Annotated in this window: 19 protein-coding genes; 17 read left to right on the forward strand and 2 right to left on the reverse strand. The window is 56.4% G+C overall.

Features of this window, described 5'->3' with window-relative positions:
- Window positions 1-67 precede the first annotated feature (67 nt).
- The gene (gene ycaO, locus URZ40_RS07405; RefSeq protein ID WP_162874956.1) at window positions 68-1,828 is read right to left on the reverse strand and encodes a 30S ribosomal protein S12 methylthiotransferase accessory factor YcaO; all 1,761 of its coding nucleotides are present in this window, start codon (window positions 1,826-1,828) and stop codon (window positions 68-70) included.
- 127 nt (window positions 1,829-1,955) lie between these two features.
- Here ycaO and URZ40_RS07410 point away from each other — a divergent pair, with 127 nt between their 5' ends.
- From URZ40_RS07410 to URZ40_RS07470, 13 genes are all read left to right on the forward strand, one after another.
- Window positions 1,956-2,648 (forward strand): DUF421 domain-containing protein, encoded by a 693-nt coding sequence (locus tag URZ40_RS07410; RefSeq protein ID WP_116340962.1) that lies wholly within the window; start codon window positions 1,956-1,958, stop codon window positions 2,646-2,648.
- A gap of 162 nt (window positions 2,649-2,810) precedes the next feature.
- Window positions 2,811-3,899 carry a 3-phosphoserine/phosphohydroxythreonine transaminase gene (serC, locus tag URZ40_RS07415; protein ID WP_163328591.1) on the forward strand — a complete coding sequence of 363 codons (1,089 nt, stop codon included), beginning with the start codon at window positions 2,811-2,813 and terminating at the stop codon, window positions 3,897-3,899.
- Between the two features lie 69 nt (window positions 3,900-3,968).
- A complete protein-coding gene (gene aroA, locus URZ40_RS07420) occupies window positions 3,969-5,252 on the forward strand; it encodes a 3-phosphoshikimate 1-carboxyvinyltransferase (protein WP_233002288.1) in 1,284 nt (427 codons plus the stop codon).
- A 185-nt stretch (window positions 5,253-5,437) separates the two neighbouring features.
- Entirely contained in the window at window positions 5,438-6,121 is a 684-nt protein-coding gene (gene cmk / locus URZ40_RS07425) for a (d)CMP kinase (RefSeq protein WP_024907794.1), read from the forward strand.
- 111 nt (window positions 6,122-6,232) lie between these two features.
- A complete protein-coding gene (rpsA, locus tag URZ40_RS07430; RefSeq protein ID WP_008499966.1) occupies window positions 6,233-7,906 on the forward strand; it encodes a 30S ribosomal protein S1 in 1,674 nt (557 codons plus the stop codon).
- A 170-nt stretch (window positions 7,907-8,076) separates the two neighbouring features.
- Window positions 8,077-8,364 (forward strand): integration host factor subunit beta, encoded by a 288-nt coding sequence (gene ihfB / locus URZ40_RS07435; protein ID WP_008499965.1) that lies wholly within the window; start codon window positions 8,077-8,079, stop codon window positions 8,362-8,364.
- 214 nt (window positions 8,365-8,578) lie between these two features.
- A complete protein-coding gene (locus URZ40_RS07440; protein WP_320720199.1) occupies window positions 8,579-10,843 on the forward strand; it encodes a ComEC family protein in 2,265 nt (754 codons plus the stop codon).
- Between the two features lie 36 nt (window positions 10,844-10,879).
- The gene (msbA, locus tag URZ40_RS07445) at window positions 10,880-12,628 is read left to right on the forward strand and encodes a lipid A ABC transporter ATP-binding protein/permease MsbA (RefSeq protein WP_166710643.1); all 1,749 of its coding nucleotides are present in this window, start codon (window positions 10,880-10,882) and stop codon (window positions 12,626-12,628) included.
- Window positions 12,625-13,602, forward strand: a complete 978-nt coding sequence (gene lpxK, locus URZ40_RS07450) for a tetraacyldisaccharide 4'-kinase (protein ID WP_302218971.1) — start codon at window positions 12,625-12,627, stop codon at window positions 13,600-13,602. Before msbA ends, lpxK begins: the two co-directional genes overlap by 4 nt.
- A 44-nt stretch (window positions 13,603-13,646) precedes the next feature.
- A complete protein-coding gene (locus tag URZ40_RS07455) occupies window positions 13,647-14,876 on the forward strand; it encodes a winged helix-turn-helix domain-containing protein (RefSeq protein ID WP_320720200.1) in 1,230 nt (409 codons plus the stop codon).
- Window positions 14,877-14,921: 45 nt separating this feature from the next.
- Window positions 14,922-15,104 (forward strand): protein YcaR, encoded by a 183-nt coding sequence (gene ycaR, locus URZ40_RS07460; RefSeq protein WP_006174474.1) that lies wholly within the window; start codon window positions 14,922-14,924, stop codon window positions 15,102-15,104.
- Complete coding sequence (kdsB, locus tag URZ40_RS07465; protein ID WP_116340948.1) at window positions 15,101-15,847, forward strand: 3-deoxy-manno-octulosonate cytidylyltransferase; 747 nt, start codon at window positions 15,101-15,103, stop codon at window positions 15,845-15,847. Before ycaR ends, kdsB begins: the two co-directional genes overlap by 4 nt.
- Before the next feature lie 141 nt (window positions 15,848-15,988).
- Window positions 15,989-16,882, forward strand: coding sequence for a YcbJ family phosphotransferase (locus URZ40_RS07470; RefSeq protein ID WP_116340946.1), 894 nt, complete (start codon window positions 15,989-15,991; stop codon window positions 16,880-16,882).
- On the opposite strand, the gene elyC is transcribed toward URZ40_RS07470, so the two are convergent.
- On the reverse strand, window positions 16,859-17,638 hold the full coding sequence (gene elyC / locus URZ40_RS07475) for an envelope biogenesis factor ElyC (RefSeq protein ID WP_116340944.1): 780 nt from the start codon (window positions 17,636-17,638) through the stop codon (window positions 16,859-16,861). The genes URZ40_RS07470 and elyC overlap by 24 nt on opposite strands.
- Window positions 17,639-17,762: 124 nt before the next feature.
- Between elyC and cmoM the strand changes: the two genes are divergently transcribed.
- Genes cmoM through mukB form a run of 4 tightly spaced genes read left to right on the forward strand, consistent with a single transcriptional unit; the run spans window position 17,763 to window position 25,004 of the window.
- Window positions 17,763-18,542: a tRNA uridine 5-oxyacetic acid(34) methyltransferase CmoM gene (gene cmoM / locus URZ40_RS07480; protein ID WP_116340942.1), complete on the forward strand. Its 780-nt coding sequence runs from the start codon at window positions 17,763-17,765 to the stop codon at window positions 18,540-18,542.
- Between the two features lie 3 nt (window positions 18,543-18,545).
- Window positions 18,546-19,868 carry a chromosome partition protein MukF gene (mukF, locus tag URZ40_RS07485; protein WP_041910621.1) on the forward strand — a complete coding sequence of 441 codons (1,323 nt, stop codon included), beginning with the start codon at window positions 18,546-18,548 and terminating at the stop codon, window positions 19,866-19,868.
- Window positions 19,849-20,553: a chromosome partition protein MukE gene (mukE, locus tag URZ40_RS07490; RefSeq protein WP_008499954.1), complete on the forward strand. Its 705-nt coding sequence runs from the start codon at window positions 19,849-19,851 to the stop codon at window positions 20,551-20,553. The genes mukF and mukE overlap by 20 nt, the downstream gene beginning before the upstream one ends.
- A complete protein-coding gene (mukB, locus tag URZ40_RS07495) occupies window positions 20,553-25,004 on the forward strand; it encodes a chromosome partition protein MukB (RefSeq protein WP_166710647.1) in 4,452 nt (1,483 codons plus the stop codon). Before mukE ends, mukB begins: the two co-directional genes overlap by 1 nt.
- Window positions 25,005-25,135: the final 131 nt, after the last annotated feature.

Below are 25,135 nucleotides of genomic sequence, written 5' to 3' on the forward strand. Positions count from 1 at the left end.
AATGAAATTGCCCCGTAATATAGCCCAGACGATTGAATACGCCTACTGCTGTTAATGTTATGTGCGCTTATTTTGACCAGTAAGCGGCTTTTGCTTTCTGCAGCTTTTCATAGGCCTTCAGCAGAGACTGATGCGCCGGGAAGGCTTTCAGATCGCTGTCAACTGCCTGCAGACCGTAGAACGGCTCTTCACCGCTCAGCGCCGCGCTGGCGGCTTCAACCGCTTCAGCACCGTACATACGTACGAAAGCGTTCAGGTACTGCAGTGGCTCGCGATCGTCTTCCTGTGCAAGCAGCAACAGGGTTTGCAGACAGCGGTAATAGTTGGTGCGCTCGGCGGAGAAGACCGACTGGTTAAACTCCATGGTCCATTCGGTCCAGGCCAGGGCCTGATCCAGATCGCCGCCCGCCAGCGCCAGCATCGCTTTCAGTTCGCCGATGCGCAGGGTGTACCAGCCGTTGTCTTTCCCGGTCGCCAGACCCAGCAGTTCGCGCACGCGGGTAAAATCATCGTGACCCTCATCGTCCAGCTGGGCGATCAGGTTGAGATAATCTTCTTTCTCCCACTCGCTGCCCGGCAGGGACAGCAGGGTCTCACGCAGGTGCGCGCCCATGCTGTTGTTAGCCAGCCACAAATCTTCCGCCGGATAGATGTCGGACATGCCGGGCACGATGATGCGGCACGCGTAAACGCCCAGGTGTTCGTAGTCGGCAATGTAGACTTCCTGATCTTCGGCGTTGAAGATTGCCATCAGCGTGGCGAACTCTTCTTCCGTGGTACCGGCAAAGCTCCAGTCCACGAACGGATAGTCCGCGTCCTGCTTGAACATATCCCAGGAGATCAAACCGCTGGAGTCGATGAAGTGGGTTTCGAGGTTGGTATGCTCGGCCACTTCTTCATCGTCAAACGTTGGCGGGGTAAACACGTCGAGATCTTTCAGGCTACGGCCCTGCAGCAGCTCGGTCACGGTACGCTCCAGCGCCACGCCGAAGTCAGGATGCGCGCCGAAGGAGGCAAAGCAGGTGCCGTTAGTCGGGTTAAACAGCACGACGCAGATAACCGGATATTTACCGCCCAGCGAGCCGTCGTAGGCAAAGATTGGGAAACCTTCCGCTTCCAGCTTCGCGATGGATTCCACCACGCCCGGGTAGCGCGCCAGCACGTCCGCCGGGATCTCCGGCAGGCTGATGGATTCAGCGATGATGCGGTTTTTAATGTGACGCTCGAACACCTCAGACAGGCCCTGAACGCGCGCTTCGTTGCGGGTGTTACCGGCGGACATGCCGTTGGACACATACAGGTTGCCGACGATGTTCATCGGAATATAAACGGTCTGCTCGTCAGACTGACGGGTGAACGGCAGGGCGCAGATACCGCGATCTTCGTTACCCGACTGCAGATCGATCAGCATGCTGGCAGTCAGTTCGTTTTCTGGATCGTAGAAAGCGCGCAGGCGTTGATCGAGGATCCCTTCCGGCAGTTCGTCGTCTTCGGTCAGCGGGAACCATTTTTCGTTCGGATAGTGAACGAAAGGACCGTTGGCGATGGTTTCACCCAGCCAGAAGTCAGCAAAGAAATAGTTGGTGGACAGACGCTCAAAATACTCACCCAGCGCAGAGGCCAGTGCCGCTTTTTTCGTCGCGCCTTTACCGTTGGTAAAGCAGAGCGCGCAGTCTTTGTCGCGAATGTGCACGGACCAGACGTGAGGCACCGGGTTGAGCCAGGAGGCTTCTTCGATGTTAAAGCCCAGGTCGGTCAGTTTCTGCTGGAAGCGAGCGATGGAATCTTCCAGAGCGGCGTCTTTGCCGGGGATAAACGTTTGAGTCATGGCGTTCACTTTTATCGTACGTAAAGCGCGCAATGATACGGGTTTTGCGTGACGGGTGCTATCTCCGGCGAAAATAAATGGCTGGGCTATGCTTAGTGACAGTAACTGACTGTTAAGGCATAGAAAAATGAAAGCATTTGATCTCCAGCGGATGGCGTTTGATAAAGTTCCTCCTGAATTTCTGGGCGAAGTGGCGCTGCGCAGCCTGTATACCTTCGTACTCGTCTTCCTGTTTCTTAAAATCACCGGCCGTCGCGGCGTTCGGCAGATGTCGCTGTTTGAAGTGCTGATCATTCTGACGCTGGGCTCGGCGGCGGGAGACGTCGCCTTTTATGACGATGTGCCGATGGTGCCGGTGTTTATCGTTTTTGTCTCGCTGGCGCTACTTTACCGTCTTGTCATGTGGCTGATGTCGAAAAGCGAAAAGCTGGAAGATCTGTTCGAAGGGAAGCCGGTGGTTATCGTCGAGGACGGCCAACTGGCCTGGCAAAATGTGCAAAGCGCCAATATGACCGAGTTTGAGTTCTTTATGGAGCTTCGCCTGAACAGCGTTGAGCAACTGGGGCAGGTGCGTCTGGCGATTATGGAAACCAACGGCCAAATCAGCGTCTATTACTATTCTGACGACGAGGTGAAGCCGGGACTGTGTATCCTGCCGGATATGCTCATAGAGCGTTTCAGAACGGTACCTGAATCAGGCGAGTATGCTTGCGTAAGATGTAGCCATGTTGTCGCGATGCAGCCAGGGGAGCGTCAATTATGCCCCCGCTGTGCAAATCCGGAATGGACGAAGGTTAGCCGGGCCAAACGTATTACCTGACAGCCATTTTGTCGGTTTTGTCGTATCGAGGCGGCAGAATGTTTTGTGTGACGCGGGGCACATTTCCCCGGTCATAAGTTTTAGACATTGCGGCGCGTGTCACTGAATGATAAAACCGATATCCACAGTTATAACTTATGGCTTTTAGCGTGGTGAGGGGAAATGGCTCAAGTCTTTAATTTCAGTTCAGGTCCGGCAATGTTACCGGCAGACGTGCTTAAACAAGCTCAACAGGAGCTGTGTGACTGGAACGGTCTGGGTACGTCGGTGATGGAAATCAGCCACCGTGGTAAAGAGTTTATTCAGGTGGCCGAAGAGGCAGAAAAGGATTTTCGCGATCTGCTGAATATTCCCTCGAACTACAAAGTATTGTTCTGCCACGGCGGCGGCCGCGGTCAGTTTGCAGGCGTACCGCTGAATATCCTCGGTGACAAAACGACGGCTGACTACGTTGACGCGGGTTACTGGGCGGCAAGCGCCGTTAAAGAAGCGCATAAATACTGCACGCCGAATGTTATCGATGCCAAAGTGACCGTTGACGGCCTGCGCGCCGTGAAGCCTATGAGCGAGTGGCAGCTTTCTGATAACGCCGCCTATCTTCACTACTGCCCGAACGAAACCATTGACGGGATTGCCATCGACGAGACGCCAAACTTTGGCAAAGATGTTGTGGTTGCCGCCGACTTCTCCTCCACCATTCTGTCTGCGCCACTTGACGTCAGCCGCTACGGCGTTATCTATGCGGGCGCGCAGAAAAATATCGGTCCTGCGGGTCTGACTATCGTCATCGTGCGTGAAGACTTGCTGGGTAAAGCGCATAAATCCTGCCCGTCGATTCTCGACTACACCGTGCTGAACGATAACGACTCCATGTTCAACACCCCACCAACGTTTGCCTGGTACCTCTCCGGCCTGGTCTTCAAATGGCTGAAGCAAAACGGCGGCGTGGCGCAGATGGACAAGGTGAATCAGCAGAAAGCCGAACTGCTGTATGGCGTGATCGACAAGAGCGATTTCTACCGCAACGATGTAGCGAAAGCTAACCGTTCCCGCATGAACGTGCCATTCCAGCTGGCGGACAGCAGCCTGGACAAAGTGTTCCTGGAAGAGTCCTTCGCGGCAGGCCTGCACGCGCTCAAGGGCCACCGTGTGGTGGGCGGCATGCGTGCCTCTATCTATAACGCGATGCCGCTGGAAGGCGTTAAGGCCCTGACGGATTTCATGATCGACTTTGAACGTCGTCACGGTTAATTTGCTGTTTTTCACCCCCGCAGCGTCCCTGCGGGGTTTTTATTATGTTGAGTTGAGAGTTTAGTTTTCATGGAATCCCTGACGTTACAACCTATCGCGCGGGTAGATGGCACCATCAATCTGCCTGGTTCAAAAAGTGTCTCGAACCGCGCTCTGCTGCTGGCAGCTCTGGCAAACGGCACCACCGTCCTCACTAACCTGCTGGACAGCGATGACGTGCGCCATATGCTCAATGCGCTGAAAGCGTTGGGCGTTCATTACACACTCTCTGACGATCGTACCCGCTGCGAAGTGACCGGCAACGGCGGCGCACTGCAGGCGAGTGAAGAGCTTGAGCTGTTTCTGGGCAACGCGGGTACCGCGATGCGTCCGCTGGCGGCGGCCCTGTGCCTGGGGAGCAACAACATCGTGCTGACCGGCGAGCCGCGTATGAAAGAGCGTCCGATAGGTCATCTGGTAGATGCCCTGCGTCAGGGCGGCGCGCAGATTGACTATCTGGAGCAGGAAAATTATCCGCCACTGCGTCTGCGCGGGGGCTTTACCGGCGGTCACGTCGAGGTTGACGGCAGCGTCTCCAGCCAGTTCCTGACGGCACTGCTGATGACCGCGCCGCTGGCCCCACAGGATACGGTTATCACGATTAAAGGTGAGCTGGTCTCCAAACCGTATATTGATATCACGCTGCACCTGATGAAAACCTTCGGCGTTGAGGTGGAAAACCAGTCTTACCAGCGCTTCGTGGTGCGCGGGGCACAGCGGTATCAGTCTCCGGGTAACTACCTGGTGGAAGGGGATGCGTCATCCGCGTCCTACTTCCTGGCCGCGGGGGCGATTAAAGGCGGTACGGTAAAAGTGACCGGCATTGGCCGCAACAGCGTGCAGGGCGATATTCGTTTTGCGGACGTGCTGGAAAAAATGGGCGCTATTGTCACCTGGGGCGATGACTTCATCTCCTGTACCCGCGGCGAGCTGAACGCCATCGACATGGACATGAACCATATCCCGGATGCGGCGATGACCATTGCCACGGCGGCGCTGTTTGCCAAAGGCACCACCACGCTGCGTAACATCTACAACTGGCGCGTAAAAGAGACGGACCGCCTGTTCGCAATGGCGACAGAGCTGCGTAAAGTCGGCGCTGAGGTAGAAGAGGGCGAAGATTACATTCGCGTTACCCCTCCGGCAAAACTGCAGTTTGCGGAAATCGGGACCTATAACGATCACCGTATGGCGATGTGTTTCTCGCTGGTGGCGCTGTCCGATACCCCTGTGACCATTCTCGATCCGAAATGTACGGCAAAAACCTTCCCGGACTATTTCGAACAGCTGGCGCGCATTAGCACCCTGGCATAATGAATACCTGCCGCATCACCTGATGCGGCATTTCCTTACGCTTCCTGACGATCTTTCCCGCTCATTTCTTCTACACTCTGCTTCAATCATTCCGCAATTTGCACGCAAAGGTAACAGTTGCGCACGTTGGCGCGTATAATGCGCGGCGTTCATGTTAACGGTATGCCTTATTTAAGGAGAAAAAGATGACGGCAATTGCCCCGGTAATCACCATTGATGGGCCGAGTGGCGCAGGGAAAGGTACTCTGTGCAAAGCGATGGCGGAAGCATTGCAATGGCATCTTTTAGATTCGGGAGCAATCTATCGCGTGCTGGCGCTGGCTGCGCTGCATCATCATGTGGATGTCGCCTCTGAAGAAGCGCTGGTACCGCTGGCTGCGCATCTGGATGTGCGTTTTGTTTCCACCGATGGCAACCTGGAAGTGATTCTGGAAGGTGAAGACGTGAGCGGCGAAATCCGTACGCAGGAAGTCGCTAATGCGGCCTCTCAGGTGGCCGCTTTCCCACGCGTTCGCGAGGCGCTGCTACGTCGGCAGCGTGCGTTTCGTGAAGCCCCGGGTCTGATCGCTGACGGACGCGACATGGGAACCGTAGTATTTCCTGATGCACCAGTAAAAATTTTCCTTGACGCCTCTTCGGAAGAGCGTGCTCAACGCCGCATGCTTCAGTTGCAGGAAAAGGGGTTTAGTGTTAACTTTGATCGCCTTTTATCCGAGATAAAAGAGCGCGATGACCGCGATCGTAACCGCGCCGTCGCACCACTTGTTCCTGCAGAAGATGCTTTAGTACTGGATTCAACCAGTTTAACTATTGAGCAAGTGATTGAAAAAGCGCTACAATATGCGCGCCAAAAACTGGCACTCGCGTAATTGCGACCGATTTAGCAGTACCCCCGCTGCAATGGACTGACGGCGGGTATGTGAAACAACCCCATCCGGCACGGAGCCAGGTGGACGTTAATATTAACCTGAAGATTAAACATGACTGAATCTTTTGCTCAACTGTTTGAAGAATCCTTAAAAGAAATCGAAACCCGTCCGGGTTCCATCGTTCGCGGTGTTGTTGTTGCTATCGACAAAGACGTAGTACTGGTTGACGCCGGTCTGAAATCTGAGTCCGCCATTCCGGCTGAGCAGTTCAAAAACGCCCAGGGCGAGCTGGAAATCCAGGTTGGTGACGAAGTTGACGTTGCTCTGGACGCAGTAGAAGACGGCTTCGGCGAAACCCTGCTGTCTCGTGAGAAAGCTAAACGTCACGAAGCATGGATCACGCTGGAGAAAGCTTACGAAGAAGCTGAAACTGTGGTCGGTGTTATCAACGGCAAAGTTAAAGGTGGCTTCACTGTTGAGCTGAATGGTATTCGTGCGTTCCTGCCAGGTTCACTGGTAGACGTTCGTCCAGTCCGTGACACCCTGCACCTCGAAGGCAAAGAGCTTGAGTTCAAAGTAATCAAGCTGGACCAGAAGCGTAACAACGTTGTTGTTTCCCGTCGTGCCGTTATCGAATCCGAAAACAGCGCAGAACGCGATCAGCTGCTGGAAAACCTGCAGGAAGGCATGGAAGTCAAAGGTATCGTTAAGAACCTCACTGACTACGGCGCATTCGTTGACCTGGGCGGCGTTGATGGCCTGCTGCACATCACCGACATGGCGTGGAAACGCGTTAAGCACCCAAGCGAAATCGTGAACGTGGGCGACGAAATCACTGTTAAAGTGCTGAAATTCGACCGCGAGCGTACTCGTGTATCCCTCGGCCTGAAACAGCTGGGCGAAGATCCATGGGTAGCTATCGCTAAGCGTTACCCAGAAGGTACTAAACTGACTGGTCGCGTAACCAACCTGACCGACTACGGCTGCTTCGTTGAAATCGAAGAAGGCGTTGAAGGCCTGGTGCACGTTTCCGAAATGGACTGGACCAACAAAAACATCCACCCATCCAAAGTTGTTAACGTTGGTGATGTAGTGGAAGTGATGGTTCTGGATATCGACGAAGAACGTCGTCGTATCTCTCTGGGCCTGAAACAGTGCAAAAACAACCCATGGCAGCAGTTCGCGGAAACCCACAACAAGGGCGACCGTGTTGAAGGTAAAATCAAGTCTATCACTGACTTCGGTATCTTCATCGGCCTGGACGGCGGCATCGATGGCCTGGTTCACCTGTCTGACATCTCCTGGAACGTTGCAGGCGAAGAAGCAGTTCGTGAATACAAAAAAGGCGACGAAATCGCTGCAGTTGTTCTGCAGGTTGACGCAGAGCGTGAGCGTATCTCTCTGGGCGTTAAACAGCTCGCAGAAGATCCGTTCAACAACTGGGTTGCACTGAACAAGAAAGGCGCAATCGTAAACGGTAAAGTGACTGCAGTTGACGCTAAAGGCGCAACCGTAGAACTGGCTGACGGCGTTGAAGGTTACCTGCGCGCTTCTGAAGCTTCACGTGACCGCGTTGAAGATGCCACTCTGGTTCTGAACGTTGGCGACGACGTTGAAGCTAAGTTCACTGGTGTTGACCGTAAGAACCGTGCAATCAGCCTGTCTGTTCGTGCTAAAGACGAAGCTGATGAGAAAGATGCAATCGCAACTGTTAACAAACAGGAAGATGCAAACTTCTCTAACAACGCAATGGCTGAAGCTTTCAAAGCAGCTAAAGGCGAGTAATATCAGGTTCTCGGCATCATTTGAGCTGTAACGCATTTACAGCGCGAAGGATGAGGAGCAGACTTGACAGATTGCAGGATTCGTCCTGTAATCAATAACAAAGGGCGGCTACGGCCGCCCTTGTTTAATGAGTTGTTCAGCTAATTGGTTTGAAAGGAACCGGAGGAATCATGACCAAGTCAGAATTGATTGAAAGACTTGCCAGTCAGCAACCGCATATCCCTGCCAAGGCAGTGGAAGATGCCGTAAAAGAGATGCTGGAGCATATGGCCTCCACTCTTGCCCAGGGCGAGCGCATTGAAATCCGCGGTTTCGGTAGTTTTTCTCTGCACTATCGTGCTCCACGTACCGGGCGTAACCCGAAAACTGGTGATAAAGTCGAGCTGGAAGGTAAGTACGTTCCACACTTTAAGCCGGGTAAAGAGCTGCGCGATCGCGCCAATATTTACGGCAACTGAGTTTAGCCTGCCGGTTAAACTGGGTTCGAAAGAAAGCACCTGCGGGTGCTTTTTTTGTACCCGTCGCTTTCTTTCTGAAGGTGCCCCGCATTTTCCGTTTCGTTTTCTGTAACGCATAAAATACATTGCTGCGCTTGCTGTAAATCGCATTCTTCTTACCTGACGACCCGCACCACCCGCTAGCATACTGCCACCCTGAAACAGGGAGGTAGCAATGGGAATTCCCGCTTTAGGTATCTGCGCCATTCTGGCGATAGCCCCGTTACTCTGGTTACCCGAACTGCCATCGCGTTATACCGTGTGGATAATGATGGCTGGCGGGGCTGCACTGGCCGCACGCCAAAACGTACGGCTGAAGTATGTGGGGCTTACGCTGCTCTTTTGCGTGTGGGGCATTCTGGCTGCGCAAGAGAGCGTCTGGCCGATGCAGCATTTAACCGCAGGTGCCGTACAGGCCGAGGTAGAAATCGCCGCCACTGATGGTGCCACTGTGCATCAGGGAAAAATACTCACCGTTGATGGCCAGCGCTGGTGGGCGTCAACGGGCGTAACGCTTTATGGTCATTATCTGCCGCAGAAAGCGTGTGCCGGTCAGCGCTGGGCAATGACCCTCAGGCTCAGGCCGGCTCACGGCGAACTGAACGACGGAGGGTATGATCCCCAGCGCAGCGCTATTGCCCGCCATCAAACGCTGAGCGGGCGCTTTACCCATGCAGAACTCGTCGATGGGCGTTGCAGTCTGCGAGCGCAATACCTGACGTCGCTGCAAAACCGACTTTCTGCTTATCGCTGGGGCGCGGTGATCCTCGGGCTGGGGATGGGGGAACGTCTGGATGTTCCAGGAGAAATAAAAGACCTGATGCGTGAAACCGGCACGCTGCATCTGATGGCGATTTCGGGCCTGCATATCGCGCTGGCGGCCTCCATCGTCTGGTTGCTCACGCGCGGGCTTCAGTTTTTATTACCTTGCTATCGTGTCCACTGGCAAATGCCTCTGCTGGCCGGGTTATGCTTTGCCGCTTTCTACGCCTGGCTGACCGGCCTGCAGCCGCCCGCGCTACGCACGGTCATCGCACTTGCCATGCTGGCGGCGCTGCGCATCGGTGCCCGGCAGTGGTCTCCCTGGCAGGTGTGGATCTGCTGTGTCGCGGCGATCCTGGTAAGCGATCCCTTAGCCATACTATCGCAGAGTCTGCTTCTGTCTGCATTTGCCGTCGCCGCGCTGATTTTCTGGTTTCAGTGGCTACCGCTTCCTGACTGGCAACGGGCTCGACGTATTCGGCCGCTGCTGAACCTTCTCTATCTTCAGGTCGGCATGCTGTTGCTTCTCATGCCGTTACAGGTTCTGATTTTCCATGGCTTTAGCATTTCATCATTGATCGCCAATCTCTTTGCCGTTCCGCTGGTGACGTTTGTCTGCGTACCGCTGATTTTACTTGGCATGCTGCTCCATCTGCTGCCACTGGCGGGGCTGGAAAGCGGCATCTGGTATACGGCCGATAAGACGCTTGCCGGGTTGTTCTGGCTGCTGATGCGCCTGCCAGACGGCTGGCAGAGTGTGGATCAACGCTGGCAGTACATGACGTTACTGCCCTGGCTTATCATCATCGGCTGGCGTTTTCGTGCCTGGAAAACCGTTCCTGCCGTTTGTCTGGCTGGAACTGTCTTACTGGCATTTCCCCTCTGGCGAACGGCGAAAAGCGACGCCTGGACGCTACATATGCTGGATGTAGGGCAGGGGCTGGCAATGGTCATTGAACGGCAGGGTAGAGCTATTCTCTATGATACCGGGCTCGCCTGGCCGGGCGGGGATAGCGCGCAGCGGTTAATTATACCGTGGCTGCGCTGGCATCACCTGCGGCCAGAGGGGGTTATTCTCAGCCATGAGCACCTCGACCATGCGGGAGGCCTTGCATCGTTACAAAAGGAATGGCCTGAGGCGTGGGTAAGAAGTCCGCTGCGCCTGGCGGGGCATCTTCCCTGTTTTCGTGGGCAAAAATGGCGATGGCAAGGGTTAACCTTCTCCGTCCACTGGCCTCCTGAAAATTATCCGGCTCAGGGGAACAATCACTCCTGCGTGGTAAAAATTGACGACGGCGAGCAGAGCGTTCTGCTGACGGGAGACATTGAAGCACAGGCAGAACAGGCTATGCTTAGCCATTACTGGAAACATCTTACGTCAACACTCATACAGGTACCGCATCACGGCAGCAATACCTCGTCATCATTGCCGCTGGTACAGCGGGTGGAGGGACAGATTGCGCTGGATTCAGCGGCCCGCTACAACGCATGGCGGTTCCCGTCGGCTAAAGTGGTCCGGCGTTATCGAAAAGAGGGGTATATCTGGCACGATACCCCCCATTCCGGGCAAATATCGGTGACGTTTTCGCACCATCGCTGGCAAATCCGGCGCTTGCGGGATCAATTTTTACCACGTTGGTATCATCAGTGGTTTGGCGCGCCCGTAGATAACGGGTAGAATATGCGGCTATTTCAACAAATGCTGGTTTTTTGAATGCATAACGACAAAGATCTCTCCACGTGGCAAACCTTCCGCCGACTCTGGCCGATGATTGCACCTTTTAAAGCAGGCCTGATCGTGGCGGGTGTAGCGTTAATTCTCAACGCAGCCAGCGATACTTTTATGTTATCGCTCCTCAAACCGTTACTGGATGACGGTTTTGGTAAAACGGATCGCTCAGTGTTGCTATGGATGCCTCTGGTGGTTATCGGGCTGATGATCTTACGTGGTATCACCAGCTATATCTCCAGCTACTGCATCTCCTGGGTTTCCGGGAAAGTGGTTATGACCATGCGCCGTCGTCTGTTCAGCCACATGATGGGCATGCCGGTCTCATTCTTTGACAAGCAGTCTACCGGGACGCTGCTGTCCCGCATCACCTACGACTCAGAGCAGGTAGCCTCCTCGTCCTCAAGCGCACTGATTACCGTCGTGCGTGAAGGGGCGTCGATCATCGGCCTGTTCGCGATGATGTTCTATTACAGCTGGCAGCTGTCGATCATCCTTATCGTTCTGGCGCCGATAGTTTCTATTGCTATCCGTGTCGTCTCGAAGCGCTTCCGCAATATCAGTAAAAATATGCAGAACACCATGGGGCAGGTGACGACCAGCGCAGAGCAGATGCTGAAAGGGCATAAAGAAGTGTTGATCTTCGGCGGTCAGGAAGTCGAAACCAAACGCTTTGACAAAGTCAGCAACAAAATGCGTCTGCAGGGGATGAAGATGGTTTCGGCCTCTTCCATCTCTGACCCGATCATTCAGCTGATTGCCTCACTGGCGCTGGCGTTCGTTCTCTATGCGGCAAGCTTCCCGAGCGTAATGGAGACACTGACGGCGGGTACCATCACCGTGGTCTTCTCCTCTATGATCGCCCTGATGCGCCCGCTGAAATCCCTGACGAACGTGAACGCCCAGTTCCAGCGCGGGATGGCCGCCTGCCAGACGCTGTTCAGCATTCTGGATTCCGAACAGGAAAAAGACGAAGGTAAACGCGAGGTAGAGCGTGCGCGCGGCGACGTTGAGTTCCGCAACGTGACCTTCACCTATCCAGGCCGCGAAACGCCGGCTCTGCGCAATATCAACCTGACGATTCCGGCAGGTAAAACCGTTGCGCTGGTAGGCCGCTCCGGCTCCGGTAAATCCACCATTGCCAGCCTCATCACCCGTTTCTACGACATTAACGAAGGTGAGATCTTGCTGGATGGTCACGACCTGCGGGAGTACACCCTGCAGTCGCTGCGTAACCAGGTTGCGCTGGTTTCTCAGAACGTGCATCTCTTCAACGATACGGTTGCCAACAACATTGCTTATGCGCGCACTGACGAGTACAGCCGCGAGCAGATTGAGAACGCCGCGCGTATGGCCTATGCAATGGACTTTATCAACAAGATGGATAACGGTCTGGATACGATAATCGGTGAAAACGGCGTACTGCTCTCCGGCGGTCAACGCCAGCGTATCGCCATTGCGCGCGCGCTGCTGCGCGATAGCCCGATTCTGATCCTGGACGAAGCAACCTCTGCTCTGGATACGGAATCTGAACGCGCGATTCAGTCGGCGCTGGATGAACTGCAGAAGAACCGTACTTCGCTGGTGATTGCGCACCGTCTGTCCACTATCGAGCAGGCGGATGAGATCGTCGTGGTTGAGGACGGCATCATTGTTGAACGCGGAAGCCATGCTGATCTGCTGGAACACCGCGGCGTTTACGCCCAGCTTCATAAAATGCAGTTTGGCGAATGATTGCACGCATCTGGTCCGGTGAATCTCCGCTGTGGCTGCTGCTTTTGCCGCTCTCCTGGCTGTATGGCCTGGTGAGCGGCACTATTCGCCTGTTTTACCGTCTGGGGATCAAGCGCGCCTGGCGCGCGCCGGTGCCGGTTGTAGTGGTGGGTAACCTCACGGCGGGCGGCAACGGCAAAACGCCGGTGGTGATCTGGCTGGTAGAGCAGTTGCAAAAGCGCGGTATTCGCCCCGGCGTGGTGTCGCGCGGCTATGGTGGCAAAGCGGCGCATTACCCATTGCTTCTGTCGGCGGAAACCACGACCGCAGAAGCGGGGGATGAGCCAGTATTGATTTTCCAGCGTACCGGCGCGCCGGTTGCGGTCTCCCCGGTGCGCAGCGACGCCGTTCAGGCACTGCTTGCCGAACAGGCGGTACAAATCATCATCACTGACGATGGCCTGCAGCATTACGCTCTGGCGCGTGATAAAGAGATTGTGGTTATTGACGGGGTTCGCCGTTTCGGCAACGGCTGGTGGCTGCCTGCTGGCCCCATGCGCGAACGCGCTTCGCGACTGAAGTCCGTTGATGCAGTGATTGTGAACGGTGGAGAGGCAAAATCGGGTGAAATCCCGATGAACCTGCAGCCGGGTCTGGCGGTCAACCTGGCGACGGGTGAACGCCGGTCGGTTGCTGAGCTAACTTCACTGGTGGCAATGGCGGGGATTGGCCATCCGCCGCGCTTCTTCGCGACGCTGGAGCAGTGTGGCGCCCGGCTTGAAAAACGCGTTCCGCTGGCCGACCATCAGGCGCTGGTGGAAGGGCAGGTGGATGCCCTGACCGTGCCCGGACAGTCGCTGATCATGACCGAAAAAGATGCGGTGAAATGCCGTGCCTTTGCGAAAGAAAACTGGTGGTATCTGCCGGTTGACGCTGAACTCAGCGGCGAACAGCCGGAACACTTGCTCAAGGAACTGATTGCGTTGGTGCAGTAGAGACTTACGCGGTTCTGGTGGCGCTTTGACTGACAGGAAAACGCATGTCTTTACCGCAACTCTCGCTTTCAGCCGCACGTCATTTACACCTTGCCGCGCAGGGGCTGCTCAAAAAGCCCCGCCGCTGCGCGCAGCCTGCCGATATCCTCTCTACCGTCCAGCGCATGTCACTGCTCCAAATCGACACCATTAATATTGTGGCCCGTAGCCCTTACCTGGTGCTGTTTAGCCGTCTGGGAAGTTATCCTTCGCAGTGGCTGGATGAGGCGCTCTCCAAAGGGGAGCTGATGGAGTACTGGGCGCACGAAGCCTGCTTCCTGCCCCGCAGCGACTTTGCCCTGGTGCGCCACCGTATGCTTGCCCCGGAAAAGATGGGCTGGAAATACCGGCAGGCGTGGATGCAGGAACACGCGGCCGAAATAGAGCAGCTTATCAGCCATATTCAGGAAAAGGGCCCCGTTCGCTCCGCTGATTTTGAACATCCCCGCAAAGGTGCAAGCGGCTGGTGGGAGTGGAAACCGCACAAGCGTCATCTGGAAGGATTATTCACGTCAGGCAAAGTCATGGTCATTGAACGGCGTAATTTTCAGCGCGTTTATGACCTGACGCATCGCGTGATGCCCCACTGGGACGACGAGCGCGACATGCTTACTCAGGAGGCCGCCGAGGCTATCATGCTGGAAAACAGCGCCCGCAGCCTGGGTATTTTCCGTGCGCAATGGCTGGCAGATTATTACCGCCTTCGCCAGCCCGCGCTGAAGCCGCTGTTGGAGATATGGCAGCGCGAACAGCGAGTCATTCCCGTCACGGTGGAAACGCTGGGAGAAATGTGGCTGCATGCGGATCTCCTCCCTCTGCTGGCCGAGGCCCTGGAGGGGAAACTCCGGGCAACGCACAGCGCGGTGTTGTCACCTTTCGATCCGGTGGTCTGGGACAGAAAGCGCGCCGAGCAGTTGTTCGATTTCAGCTACCGGCTGGAGTGCTATACCCCGGCGCCAAAGCGGCAGTACGGCTATTTTGTTTTACCGCTGCTGCACAAGGGGCAACTGGTCGGCCGCATGGATGCCAAAATGTACCGCAAGACCGGCACGCTGGAAGTCATTGCGCTTTATCTGGAAGAGGGCGTCAGGGTCACTGCGAGCCTGGAAAAAGGGCTAACGTTCGCCATTAGCGAGTTCGCGCGCTGGCAGGGAGCTCACGACGTGACGCTTGGCCGGGTACCTGACGGGTTATTCACATCCTGTCGAAGTGGCTGGGAAACAGGCACTCCCTGAAAAGGGAATGTGTTAAGCTTTAGCGATTACCCATACGGAGGAACTATGGATCACCGTTTACTTGAAATTATTGCCTGCCCGGTATGCAACGGCAAACTCTACTACAGCCAGGACAAACAGGAGCTGATTTGCAAGCTGGACAGTCTGGCCTTCCCGCTGCGTGACGGCATTCCGGTATTGCTGGAAAACGAAGCCCGTTCCCTGGTGGCAGAAGAGAGCAAACCATGAGTTTTGTCGTCATTATTCCTGCGCGTTATGCCTCAACGCGTCTGCCGGGTAAACCGCTGGTGGATATCAACGGCAAGCCGATGATTGTGCATGTCCTTGAGCGGGCGCGTGAGTCCGGTGCCGACCGCATTATCGTTGCAACCGACCATCCTGATGTCGCCCGCGCGGTTGAAGCCGCAGGCGGTGAGGTGTGCATGACCCGCGCCGATCACCAGTCCGGCACCGAGCGTCTGGCTGAGGTGGTTGAGAAATGTGGTTTCAGTGACGATACCGTCATCGTAAACGTGCAGGGCGACGAGCCGATGATCCCGGCCGTTATTATCCGTCAGGTGGCGGAGAATCTGGCGCAGCGCCAGGTCGGTATGGCGACGCTCGCGGTGCCCATTCACCACGCTGAAGAGGCATTCAATCCGAATGCGGTGAAGGTTGTCATGGATGCCGAAGGCTACGCGCTCTATTTCTCGCGCGCCACGATCCCCTGGGATCGCGATCGCTTTGCGGTATCAAAAGAGACCATCGGTGATTCCTTCCTGCGCCATATTGGGATCTACGGCTATCGCGCCGGCTTTATTCGTCGCTATGTTGCCTGGGCGCCGAGCCCGCTGGAGCATATCGAAATGTTGGAGCAGCTTCGCGTCCTCTGGTATGGCGAAAAAATCCACGTTGCCGTTGCCCGCGAAGTACCGGGAACGGGTGTTGATACGCCGGAAGATCTTGAGCGCGTCCGCGCCGAGCTGCGCTAATCCCGCCTGCATCCCTCCTTTCGGGGGGATGTCCTCTCCCCGCTAATTCCCCTTTCTTTACCCTAATTGATCTCTTCCGGGTGACATCTTCACGCTGTGCGCTCATTATAAAAGCAGTAGTCTTAATGGGGGTAATCTCATATGGAACAGCTGCGTGCCGAACTTAGCCATCTTCTGGGTGAGAAGTTAAGCCGGGTCGAATGCGTGAGTGAAAAGGCCGATACCGCGCTTTGGTCGTTGTATGACAGCCAGGGCAACCCGATGCCGCTGATGGCCAGAAGTTTCACCTCGCCGGGCGTTGCCAGGCAGCTTGCGTGGAAAATGTCGATGCTGGCGCGGGAGGGGACCGTCCGTATGCCGACCGTGTACGGCGTGATGACGCATGAGGAACACCCCGGTCCGGACGTACTGCTGATTGAGCGTTTGCGCGGCGTGCCCGTTGAAGCGCCCGCGCGCACGCCGGAACGCTGGGAGCAGCTGAAAGACCAGATTGTCGAGGCGCTGCTGGCCTGGCACCGTCAGGATAGCCGCGGGCTTGTCGGTCCGGTCGACAGCACTCAGGAAAACCTGTGGCCGCTGTGGTATCGCCAGCGGGTGGAAGTGCTGTGGGGGACGCTTAACCAGTTCAACAATACCGGTTTAACCATGCAGGACAAACGTATCCTGTTTCGTACCCGCGAGTGCTTGCCGGCGCTGTTCGAAGGATTTAATGACAACTGCGTTCTGATCCACGGCAATTTTACTCTGCGCAGCATGCTAAAGGACTCCCGCAGCGATCAGCTTCTGGCAATGTTGGGGCCGGGGATCATGCTCTGGGCGCCGCGCGAATATGAGCTGTTCAGGCTCAGCGACAGCGGGGCGGCGGAAGGGTTACTGTGGCACTACCTTCAACGCGCTCCCGTTGCAGAGGCGTTTCTCTGGCGACGCTGGCTCTACCTGCTCTGGGACGAAGTGGCGCAGCTGGTCAACACCGGACGTTTCAATCGCGCCAACTTCGATCTTGCGGCGAGGTCACTCCTGCCCTGGCTCGCCTGACGATCCTTTCAGCCACTGCCAGAGGCGTCCGAGCGTCTCGTAGCCGACGCGATCGCTATGCATCAGCCACATCGGAGATGGAATAATCCGCTCCCATGGGTTGAGCGGCGCGCTGATGGCCATCTGGTTTGCCGGTGCGGGAAGCGGGTGCAGACCTTGTTTCTCGAAGAAGATCATCGCTCTTGGCAGGTGCGAGGCGGAGGTCACCAGTAAGAACGGAACATCGCCAATCGCCTGCTTCACCGCAGCGGCCTCTTCCTCGGTATCCTTTGGGCTGTCCAGGGTGATAATCGAGGAACGCGGGACGCCGAGCGATTCCGCGATTCTGGCACCCGCTTCCGCCGTACTCACCGGGTTCGTTTTTGCCGCCGCGCCGGTGAAGATCATTTTTGATCCCGGATTCGCCAGCCAGAGGCGAATGCCCTCGTTTAGCCGCGGCAGGCTGTTGTTAATCAGGTTCGAGCTGGGGGCCCAGTCAGGATCCCATGTATATCCGCCGCCCAGCACCACGATGTATTCAACTTTCTGGTTTCCCTGCCACGTTGGGTACTTAGCTTCGATGGGACGTAACAGGCCATCCGCCACCGGTTGCAGGCTCAGCAGCAGCAGGACAAGCCAGCCGAACGTGATAAGCGTTTTGCCACTTTTCTGAAAGCGACTAAACCACACCAGCGCCAGCCCCAGCGCAATGATGATGAGTAGCAGCGGAAGGGGAAGCATCATCCCTCCAACGTATTTCTTAAGGGTAAAAAGCATCCTTTTTGGTTCCTTTTTTGACCATATAGCAGGTGATTACCCGTGATATTACACCAGAGAGGTTCATTCTCCGCGCGGGTGTGACAAAATAGCGGTTTTGCAGTTAGCGAGTGGAACTCTCCCAATGCGGGATCGCAATTTTGATGACATCGCGGAAAAGTTTTCGCGCAACATTTATGGCACCACGAAAGGGCAGCTCCGTCAGACGATCCTCTGGCAGGATCTGGACACCATTCTGGCTACCTTTGGCGGCCAAACGTTGCGCGTGCTGGACGCCGGAGGCGGTGAAGGGCAGACGGCGATAAAAATGGCCGGGCTCGGTCATCACGTCACGCTTTGCGATCTTTCTGCTGAAATGGTCGCCCGCGCGACGCGTGCCGCAGAAGAGAAAGGTGTGAGCGACAACATGCATTTTATACAATGCGCCGCTCAGGACATCGCACAGCATTTGGAAACCCAGGTTGATCTGATATTGTTTCATGCGGTGCTGGAGTGGGTAGCCGATCCGCTAAGCGTGTTACAAACCCTGTGGTCGATGTTGCGCCCGGGCGGCACGCTGTCGCTGATGTTCTACAATGCTAACGGCTTCCTGATGCACAATATGGTGGCAGGAAACTTCGACTATGTTCAGGTCGGGATGCCCAAAAAGAAAAAACGCACGCTTTCCCCGGACTATCCGCGCGATCCGCAGCAGGTTTACGGCTGGCTGGAAGAGATTGGCTGGCAGATCGTCGGGAAGACGGGCGTCAGGGTGTTTCATGATTATCTGCGTGAAAAACACAAACAGCGTGACTGTTTTGACACCTTAACAGAATTAGAAACGCGGTATTGCCGCCAGGAGCCTTTTGTCAGCCTTGGCCGCTATATTCACGTCACCGCGCACAAGCCGCAGATGCAAGGATAACCTATGAGTGAATTTTCCCAGACAGTCCCCGAACTGGTTGCCTGGGCCAGGAAAAACGATTTCTCCATCTCGCTGCCGGTAGACAGACTCTCTTTCCTGCTGGCGGTTGCCACGTTGAACGGCGAGCGGCTGGACGGTGAAATGAGCGAGGGTGAACTGGTGGATGCGTTCCGCCACGTCAGTGATGCGTTTGAGCAAACCAGCGAAACCATTAGCGTGCGTGCCAACAACGCGATCAACGATATGGTGCGTCAACGTCTGCTGAACCGCTTTACCAGCGAGCAGGCGGAAGGAAACGCCATCTATCGCCTGACGCCGCTGGGCATCGGCATCACCGATTACTATATTCGCCAGCGCGAATTTTCCACGCTGCGTCTTTCCATGCAGCTCTCGATCGTGGCCGGTGAGCTTAAGCGCGCCGCCGATGCGGCGGATGAAAACGGTGACGAATTCCACTGGCATCGCAACGTTTACGCGCCGCTGAAATACTCGGTGGCCGAGATTTTCGACAGTATCGATCTCACCCAGCGCCTGATGGACGAACAGCAGCAGCAGGTGAAAGACGATATCGCGCAGCTGCTGAATAAAGACTGGCGAGCGGCCATCTCCAGCTGTGAACTTTTGCTGTCAGAAACCTCTGGTACGCTGCGTGAACTGCAGGATACGCTGGAGGCCGCAGGGGACAAGCTGCAGGCCAACCTGCTGCGCATCCAGGACGCGACCCTGGCGCACGACGATCTGCATTTTATTGACCGTCTGGTGTTCGATCTGCAGAGTAAACTCGACCGCATTATCAGCTGGGGCCAGCAGTCGATCGATCTGTGGATCGGCTATGACCGCCACGTGCATAAATTTATCCGTACCGCGATTGATATGGATAAAAATCGCGTCTTTGCCCAGCGTCTGCGTCAGTCGGTACAGACCTACTTTGATGCGCCGTGGGCGCTGACCTATGCCAATGCCGATCGTCTGCTGGATATGCGCGACGAAGAGATGGCATTGCGCGATGAAGAGGTGACCGGTGAATTGCCGCCGGATCTGGAATACGAAGAATTCAACGAAATTCGCGAGCAGCTTGCGGCCATGATCGAAGAACAGCTCGCTGTCTACAAAACCAGACAAGCGCCGCTGGATCTTGGACTCGTGGTGCGCGACTATCTGGCGCAATATCCTCGCGCGCGCCATTTCGACGTTGCCCGCATTGTGGTAGACCAGGCGGTGCGCCTGGGTATCGCGCAAGCAGATTTCACCGGACTGCCGCCGAAGTGGCAGCCAATTAACGATTACGGAGCCAAGGTACAGGCGCATGTCATTGACAAATATTGAACAAGTGATGCCAGTTAAGCTGGCACAGGCGCTGGCGAATCCGTTATTTCCGGCGCTGGACAGCCAGCTGCGTGCCGGTCGTCACATTGGCCTGGACGAGCTGGATAATCACGCCTTTTTGATGGACTTCCAGGAGTACCTGGAGGAGTTTTACGCCCGCTATAACGTGGAGCTTATCCGCGCGCCGGAAGGCTTTTTCTACCTGCGCCCGCGCTCCACGACCCTGATCCCGCGCTCTGTTCTCTCCGAGCTGGACATGATGGTCGGCAAAATTCTTTGCTATCTCTATCTCAGCCCGGAACGTCTGGCGAATGAAGGGATCTTCACCCAGCAGGAACTTTACGACGAGCTGCTGACGCTGGCGGATGAGAGCAAGCTGCTCAAGCTGGTGAACAACCGCTCCACGGGGTCGGATCTCGATCGTCAGAAATTACAGGAAAAGGTTCGCTCTTCCCTGAACCGTCTGCGCCGTCTGGGGATGGTCTGGTTTATGGGCCACGACAGCAGCAAATTCCGCATTACGGAATCGGTCTTCCGCTTCGGCGCCGACGTGCGTGCGGGCGATGACGCGCGTGAAGCGCAGCTTCGCATGATCCGCGACGGTGAAGCGATGCCGGTGGAAAACCATTTGCAGCTCAACGACGAGCATGAAGAGAATCTGCCGGATAGCGGGGAGGAAGAGTAATGATTGAACGCGGTAAATTTCGCTCACTGACGCTGATTAACTGGAACGGCTTCTTTGCCCGAACGTTCGATCTGGATGAGCTGGTCACGACGCTCTCCGGCGGTAACGGGGCGGGGAAATCCACCACCATGGCGGCGTTTGTTACGGCGCTGATCCCCGATCTGACGCTACTTCACTTCCGTAACACCACCGAAGCGGGTGCGACAAGCGGCTCCCGCGATAAGGGGCTGCACGGTAAGCTGAAAGCGGGCGTCTGTTATTCCGTGCTGGACGTCATTAACTCGCGTCACCAGCGCGTGGTGGTGGGCGTGCGCCTGCAGCAGGTCGCCGGTCGCGACCGTAAAGTGGATATCAAACCGTTTGCCATCCAGGGGCTGCCAACCTCCGTGCAGCCGACCGCGCTGCTCACGGAAACCCTGAACGAACGCCAGGCGCGCGTGTTGACGCTGCAGGAGCTGAAGGACAAGCTCGAAGCTATTGAAGGCGTGCAGTTCAAGCAATTCAACTCGATTACCGACTATCACTCCCTGATGTTCGATCTGGGCGTGGTGGCGCGCCGTCTGCGCACCGCATCAGACCGTAGCAAATACTACCGTCTGATCGAAGCCTCCCTGTACGGCGGTATCTCCAGCGCCATTACCCGCTCCCTACGAGACTACCTGCTGCCGGAAAACAGCGGCGTGCGTAAGGCCTTCCAGGATATGGAAGCGGCGCTGCGTGAAAACCGCATGACGCTGGAAGCGATTCGCGTTACCCAGTCTGACCGCGACCTGTTTAAACACCTGATCAGCGAAGCCACTAACTACGTGGCGGCGGACTATATGCGTCACGCCAACGAGCGCCGCGTCCATCTCGACCAGGCGTTAGAATACCGCCGCGAACTGTTTACCTCCCGTAAACAGCTGGTGGCCGAGCAGTACAAGCACGTCGAGATGGCGCGCGAGCTGGGCGAGCACAACGGTGCCGAAGGCGATCTGGAAGCCGATTACCAGGCTGCCAGCGATCACCTGAACCTGGTGCAGACCGCGCTGCGCCAGCAGGAAAAGATCGAGCGCTACGAAGCGGATCTCGATGAGCTGCAGATTCGTCTCGAAGAGCAAAATGAAGTGGTGGCCGAAGCCGCCGAGATGCAGGAAGAGAACGAAGCCCGCGCCGAAGCTGCCGAGCTGGAAGTGGACGAGCTGAAAAGCCAGCTTGCAGATTACCAGCAGGCGCTGGACGTGCAGCAGACGCGTGCGATTCAGTACAACCAGGCGCTGCAGGCGCTACAGCGTGCGAAAGAGCTGTGCCATCTGCCAGACCTGACGCCGGACAGCGCCGACGAGTGGCTGGATACCTTCCAGGCCAAAGAGCAGGAAGCCACCGAGAAACTGCTCTCGCTTGAACAGAAAATGAGCGTCGCGCAAACGGCGCACAGCCAGTTTGAGCAGGCTTATCAGCTGGTGGTCGCGATTAACGGCCCGCTGGCGCGTAATGAAGCCTGGGACGTAGCCCGTGAACTGCTGCGCGACGGCGTGAACCAGCGCCATCTGGCCGAGCAGGTGCAGCCGCTGCGTATGCGCCTGAACGAACTGGAACAGCGCCTGCGCGAGCAGCAGGAAGCCGAGCGTTTGCTCGCTGAGTTCTGCAAGCGCCAGGGCAAACAATACGATTTCGACGAGCTTGAGGCACTGCATCAGGAGCTGGAAGCACGTATTGCGGCCCTGTCTGATACCGTATCAAACGCCAGCGAACAGCGTATGACGCTGCGTCAGGAGCTGGAACAGCTTCAGTCTCGTTCGAAGACGCTTCTGGAGCGTGCGCCGGTCTGGCTGGCAGCGCAAAGCAGCCTGAACCAGCTCAGCGAACAGTGTGGCGAGGAGTTTGAATCCAGCCAGCAGGTGACCGAATACCTGCAGCAGCTGCTGGAGCGCGAGCGCGAAGCCATCGTTGAGCGTGACGAAGTGGGCGCGCGCAAGCGTGACGTGGATGAAGAAATCGAGCGCTTAAGCCAGCCGGGCGGGTCAGAAGATCCGCGTCTGAATACCCTGGCCGAGCGTTTTGGCGGCGTACTGCTGTCTGAGATTTACGATGACGTTGGCCTGGACGATGCGCCGTATTTCTCCGCGCTGTACGGTCCATCCCGCAACGCAATCGTGGTGCCGGATCTGTCGCTGATTTCTGAGCAGCTGGCAGGGCTTGAGGATTGTCCGGAAGATCTCTATCTGATCGAAGGGGATCCGCAGTCGTTCGATGACAGCGTCTTCAGCGTTGACGAGCTGGAAAAAGCGGTGGTGGTGAAAATTGCCGATCGCCAGTGGCGTTACTCCCGCTTCCCCGAGCTGCCGCTGTTTGGTCGCGCCGCGCGCGAAAGCCGCATCGAGAGCCTGCACGCCGAGCGTGAAACGCTGTCTGAACGTTTTGCGACCCTGTCGTTTGACGTGCAGAAAACCCAGCGTCTGCACCAGGCGTTCAGCCGCTTTATCGGAAGCCATCTCGCCGTGGCGTTTGAAGCCGACCCGGAAGCGGAAATCCGCAAGCTCAATACCCGCCGTGGCGAGCTGGAGCGCGCGATTACCAGTCATGAAAGTGACAACCAGCAGAGCCGCGTCCAGTTTGAACAGGCGAAAGAGGGCGTCGCTGCCCTTAACCGCATCCTGCCGCGCCTCAACCTGCTGGCGGATGATACGCTGGCCGACCGCGTGGATGAGATCCAGGAGCGTCTGGATGAAGCCCAGGAAGCAGCGCGTTTCGTGCAGCAGCACGGCAACCAGCTGGCGAAGCTGGAGCCCGTGGTGTCTGTACTGCAAAGCGACCCGGAACAGTTCGAGCAGTTAAAAGAAGATTATGCCTGGTCGCAGCAGGTGCAGCGCGAGGCGCGCCAGCAGGCGTTTGCTCTGACGGAAGTGGTGCAGCGTCGGGCCCACTTCGGCTACTCCGATTCGGCTGAAATGCTGAGCGGTAACAGCGACCTGAATGAAAAACTGCGTCAACGCCTTGAGCAGGCGGAAGCGGAACGTACCCGCGCTCGCGAAGCGATGCGCAGCCACTCGGCGCAGCTGAATCAGTACAACCAGGTGCTGGCCTCGCTGAAAAGCTCCTTCGACACCAAGAAAGAGCTGTTAAACGACCTGCAGAAAGAGCTGCAGGACATTGGCGTCCGTGCCGACAGCGGGGCGGAAGAGCGTGCGCGCATTCGTCGTGACGAGCTGCATAGCCAGCTCAGCAATAACCGTGCGCGTCGTAATCAGCTGGAGAAAGCGCTCACCTTCTGCGAAGCGGAAATGGATAACCTGACCCGTCGCCTGCGCAAGCTGGAGCGCGACTATCACGAAATGCGTGAGCAGGTCGTGACGGCGAAAGCGGGCTGGTGCGCCGTGATGCGCATGGTGAAAGACAACAACGTTGAACGTCGCCTGCACCGTCGCGAGCTGGCATACCTCTCTGCCGATGAGCTGCGTTCGATGTCGGATAAGGCGCTGGGTGCGCTGCGTCTGGCGGTGGCGGATAACGAACATCTGCGCGATGTATTGCGCATGTCAGAGGATCCGAAACGTCCAGAACGTAAAATTCAGTTCTTCGTGGCCGTTTATCAGCACCTGCGCGAGCGTATTCGTCAGGACATCATCCGTACCGACGATCCGGTCGAAGCCATCGAACAGATGGAAATTGAGCTGGGGCGTCTGACGGAAGAGCTGACCTCCCGCGAGCAGAAGCTGGCGATCAGCTCCCGCAGCGTGGCGAACATCATTCGCAAAACCATTCAGCGCGAGCAGAACCGTATCCGCCAGCTGAACCAGGGGCTGCAGAGCGTCTCGTTTGGTCAGGTCAACAGCGTGCGTCTTAACGTCAACGTCCGTGAAGCCCACGCGACGCTGCTGGAAGTGCTCTCTGAGCAGCACGAGCAGCATCAGGATCTGTTCAACAGCAACCGTCTGACCTTCTCCGAAGCGCTGGCGAAGCTGTATCAGCGCCTGAATCCGCAGATTGATATGGGCCAGCGTACGCCGCAAACCATCGGTGAAGAGCTTCTGGACTACCGTAACTACCTGGAAATGGAAGTTGAGGTTAACCGTGGCTCAGATGGCTGGCTGCGTGCGGAATCCGGGGCGCTCTCTACCGGTGAAGCGATCGGTACCGGGATGTCAATTCTGGTGATGGTGGTGCAGAGCTGGGAAGATGAAGCACGTCGTCTGCGCGGGAAAGATATCTCCCCATGCCGACTGCTGTTCCTGGATGAAGCGGCGCGTCTCGATGCCCGCTCTATTGCCACGCTGTTCGAGCTTTGCGAACGTCTCGATATGCAGCTCATCATTGCGGCACCGGAAAACATCAGCCCTGAAAAAGGCACCACCTATAAACTGGTGCGTAAAGTGTTCCAGAACAGCGAACACGTGCACGTTGTCGGGCTGCGTGGCTTTGCGCCGCAGCCGCCGGAGTCACTGCCGGAAACCACGGCAGACGCGTCCTGAGGCGTTTTGTTACAAAGAGCGGCGCAGAAGCGCCGCTTTTTTTATTCACTTAACTTGTGCTCAGGGCTGCGTTATCTTTAAACTTCTTTACATAAGGTAAGGCAGCAGAGTTGTCGTCTACCTATAATAAA

The organism is Enterobacter sp. 296B2 (genome assembly GCF_034106185.1).
Taxonomy (GTDB): domain Bacteria; phylum Pseudomonadota; class Gammaproteobacteria; order Enterobacterales; family Enterobacteriaceae; genus Enterobacter; species Enterobacter cloacae_N.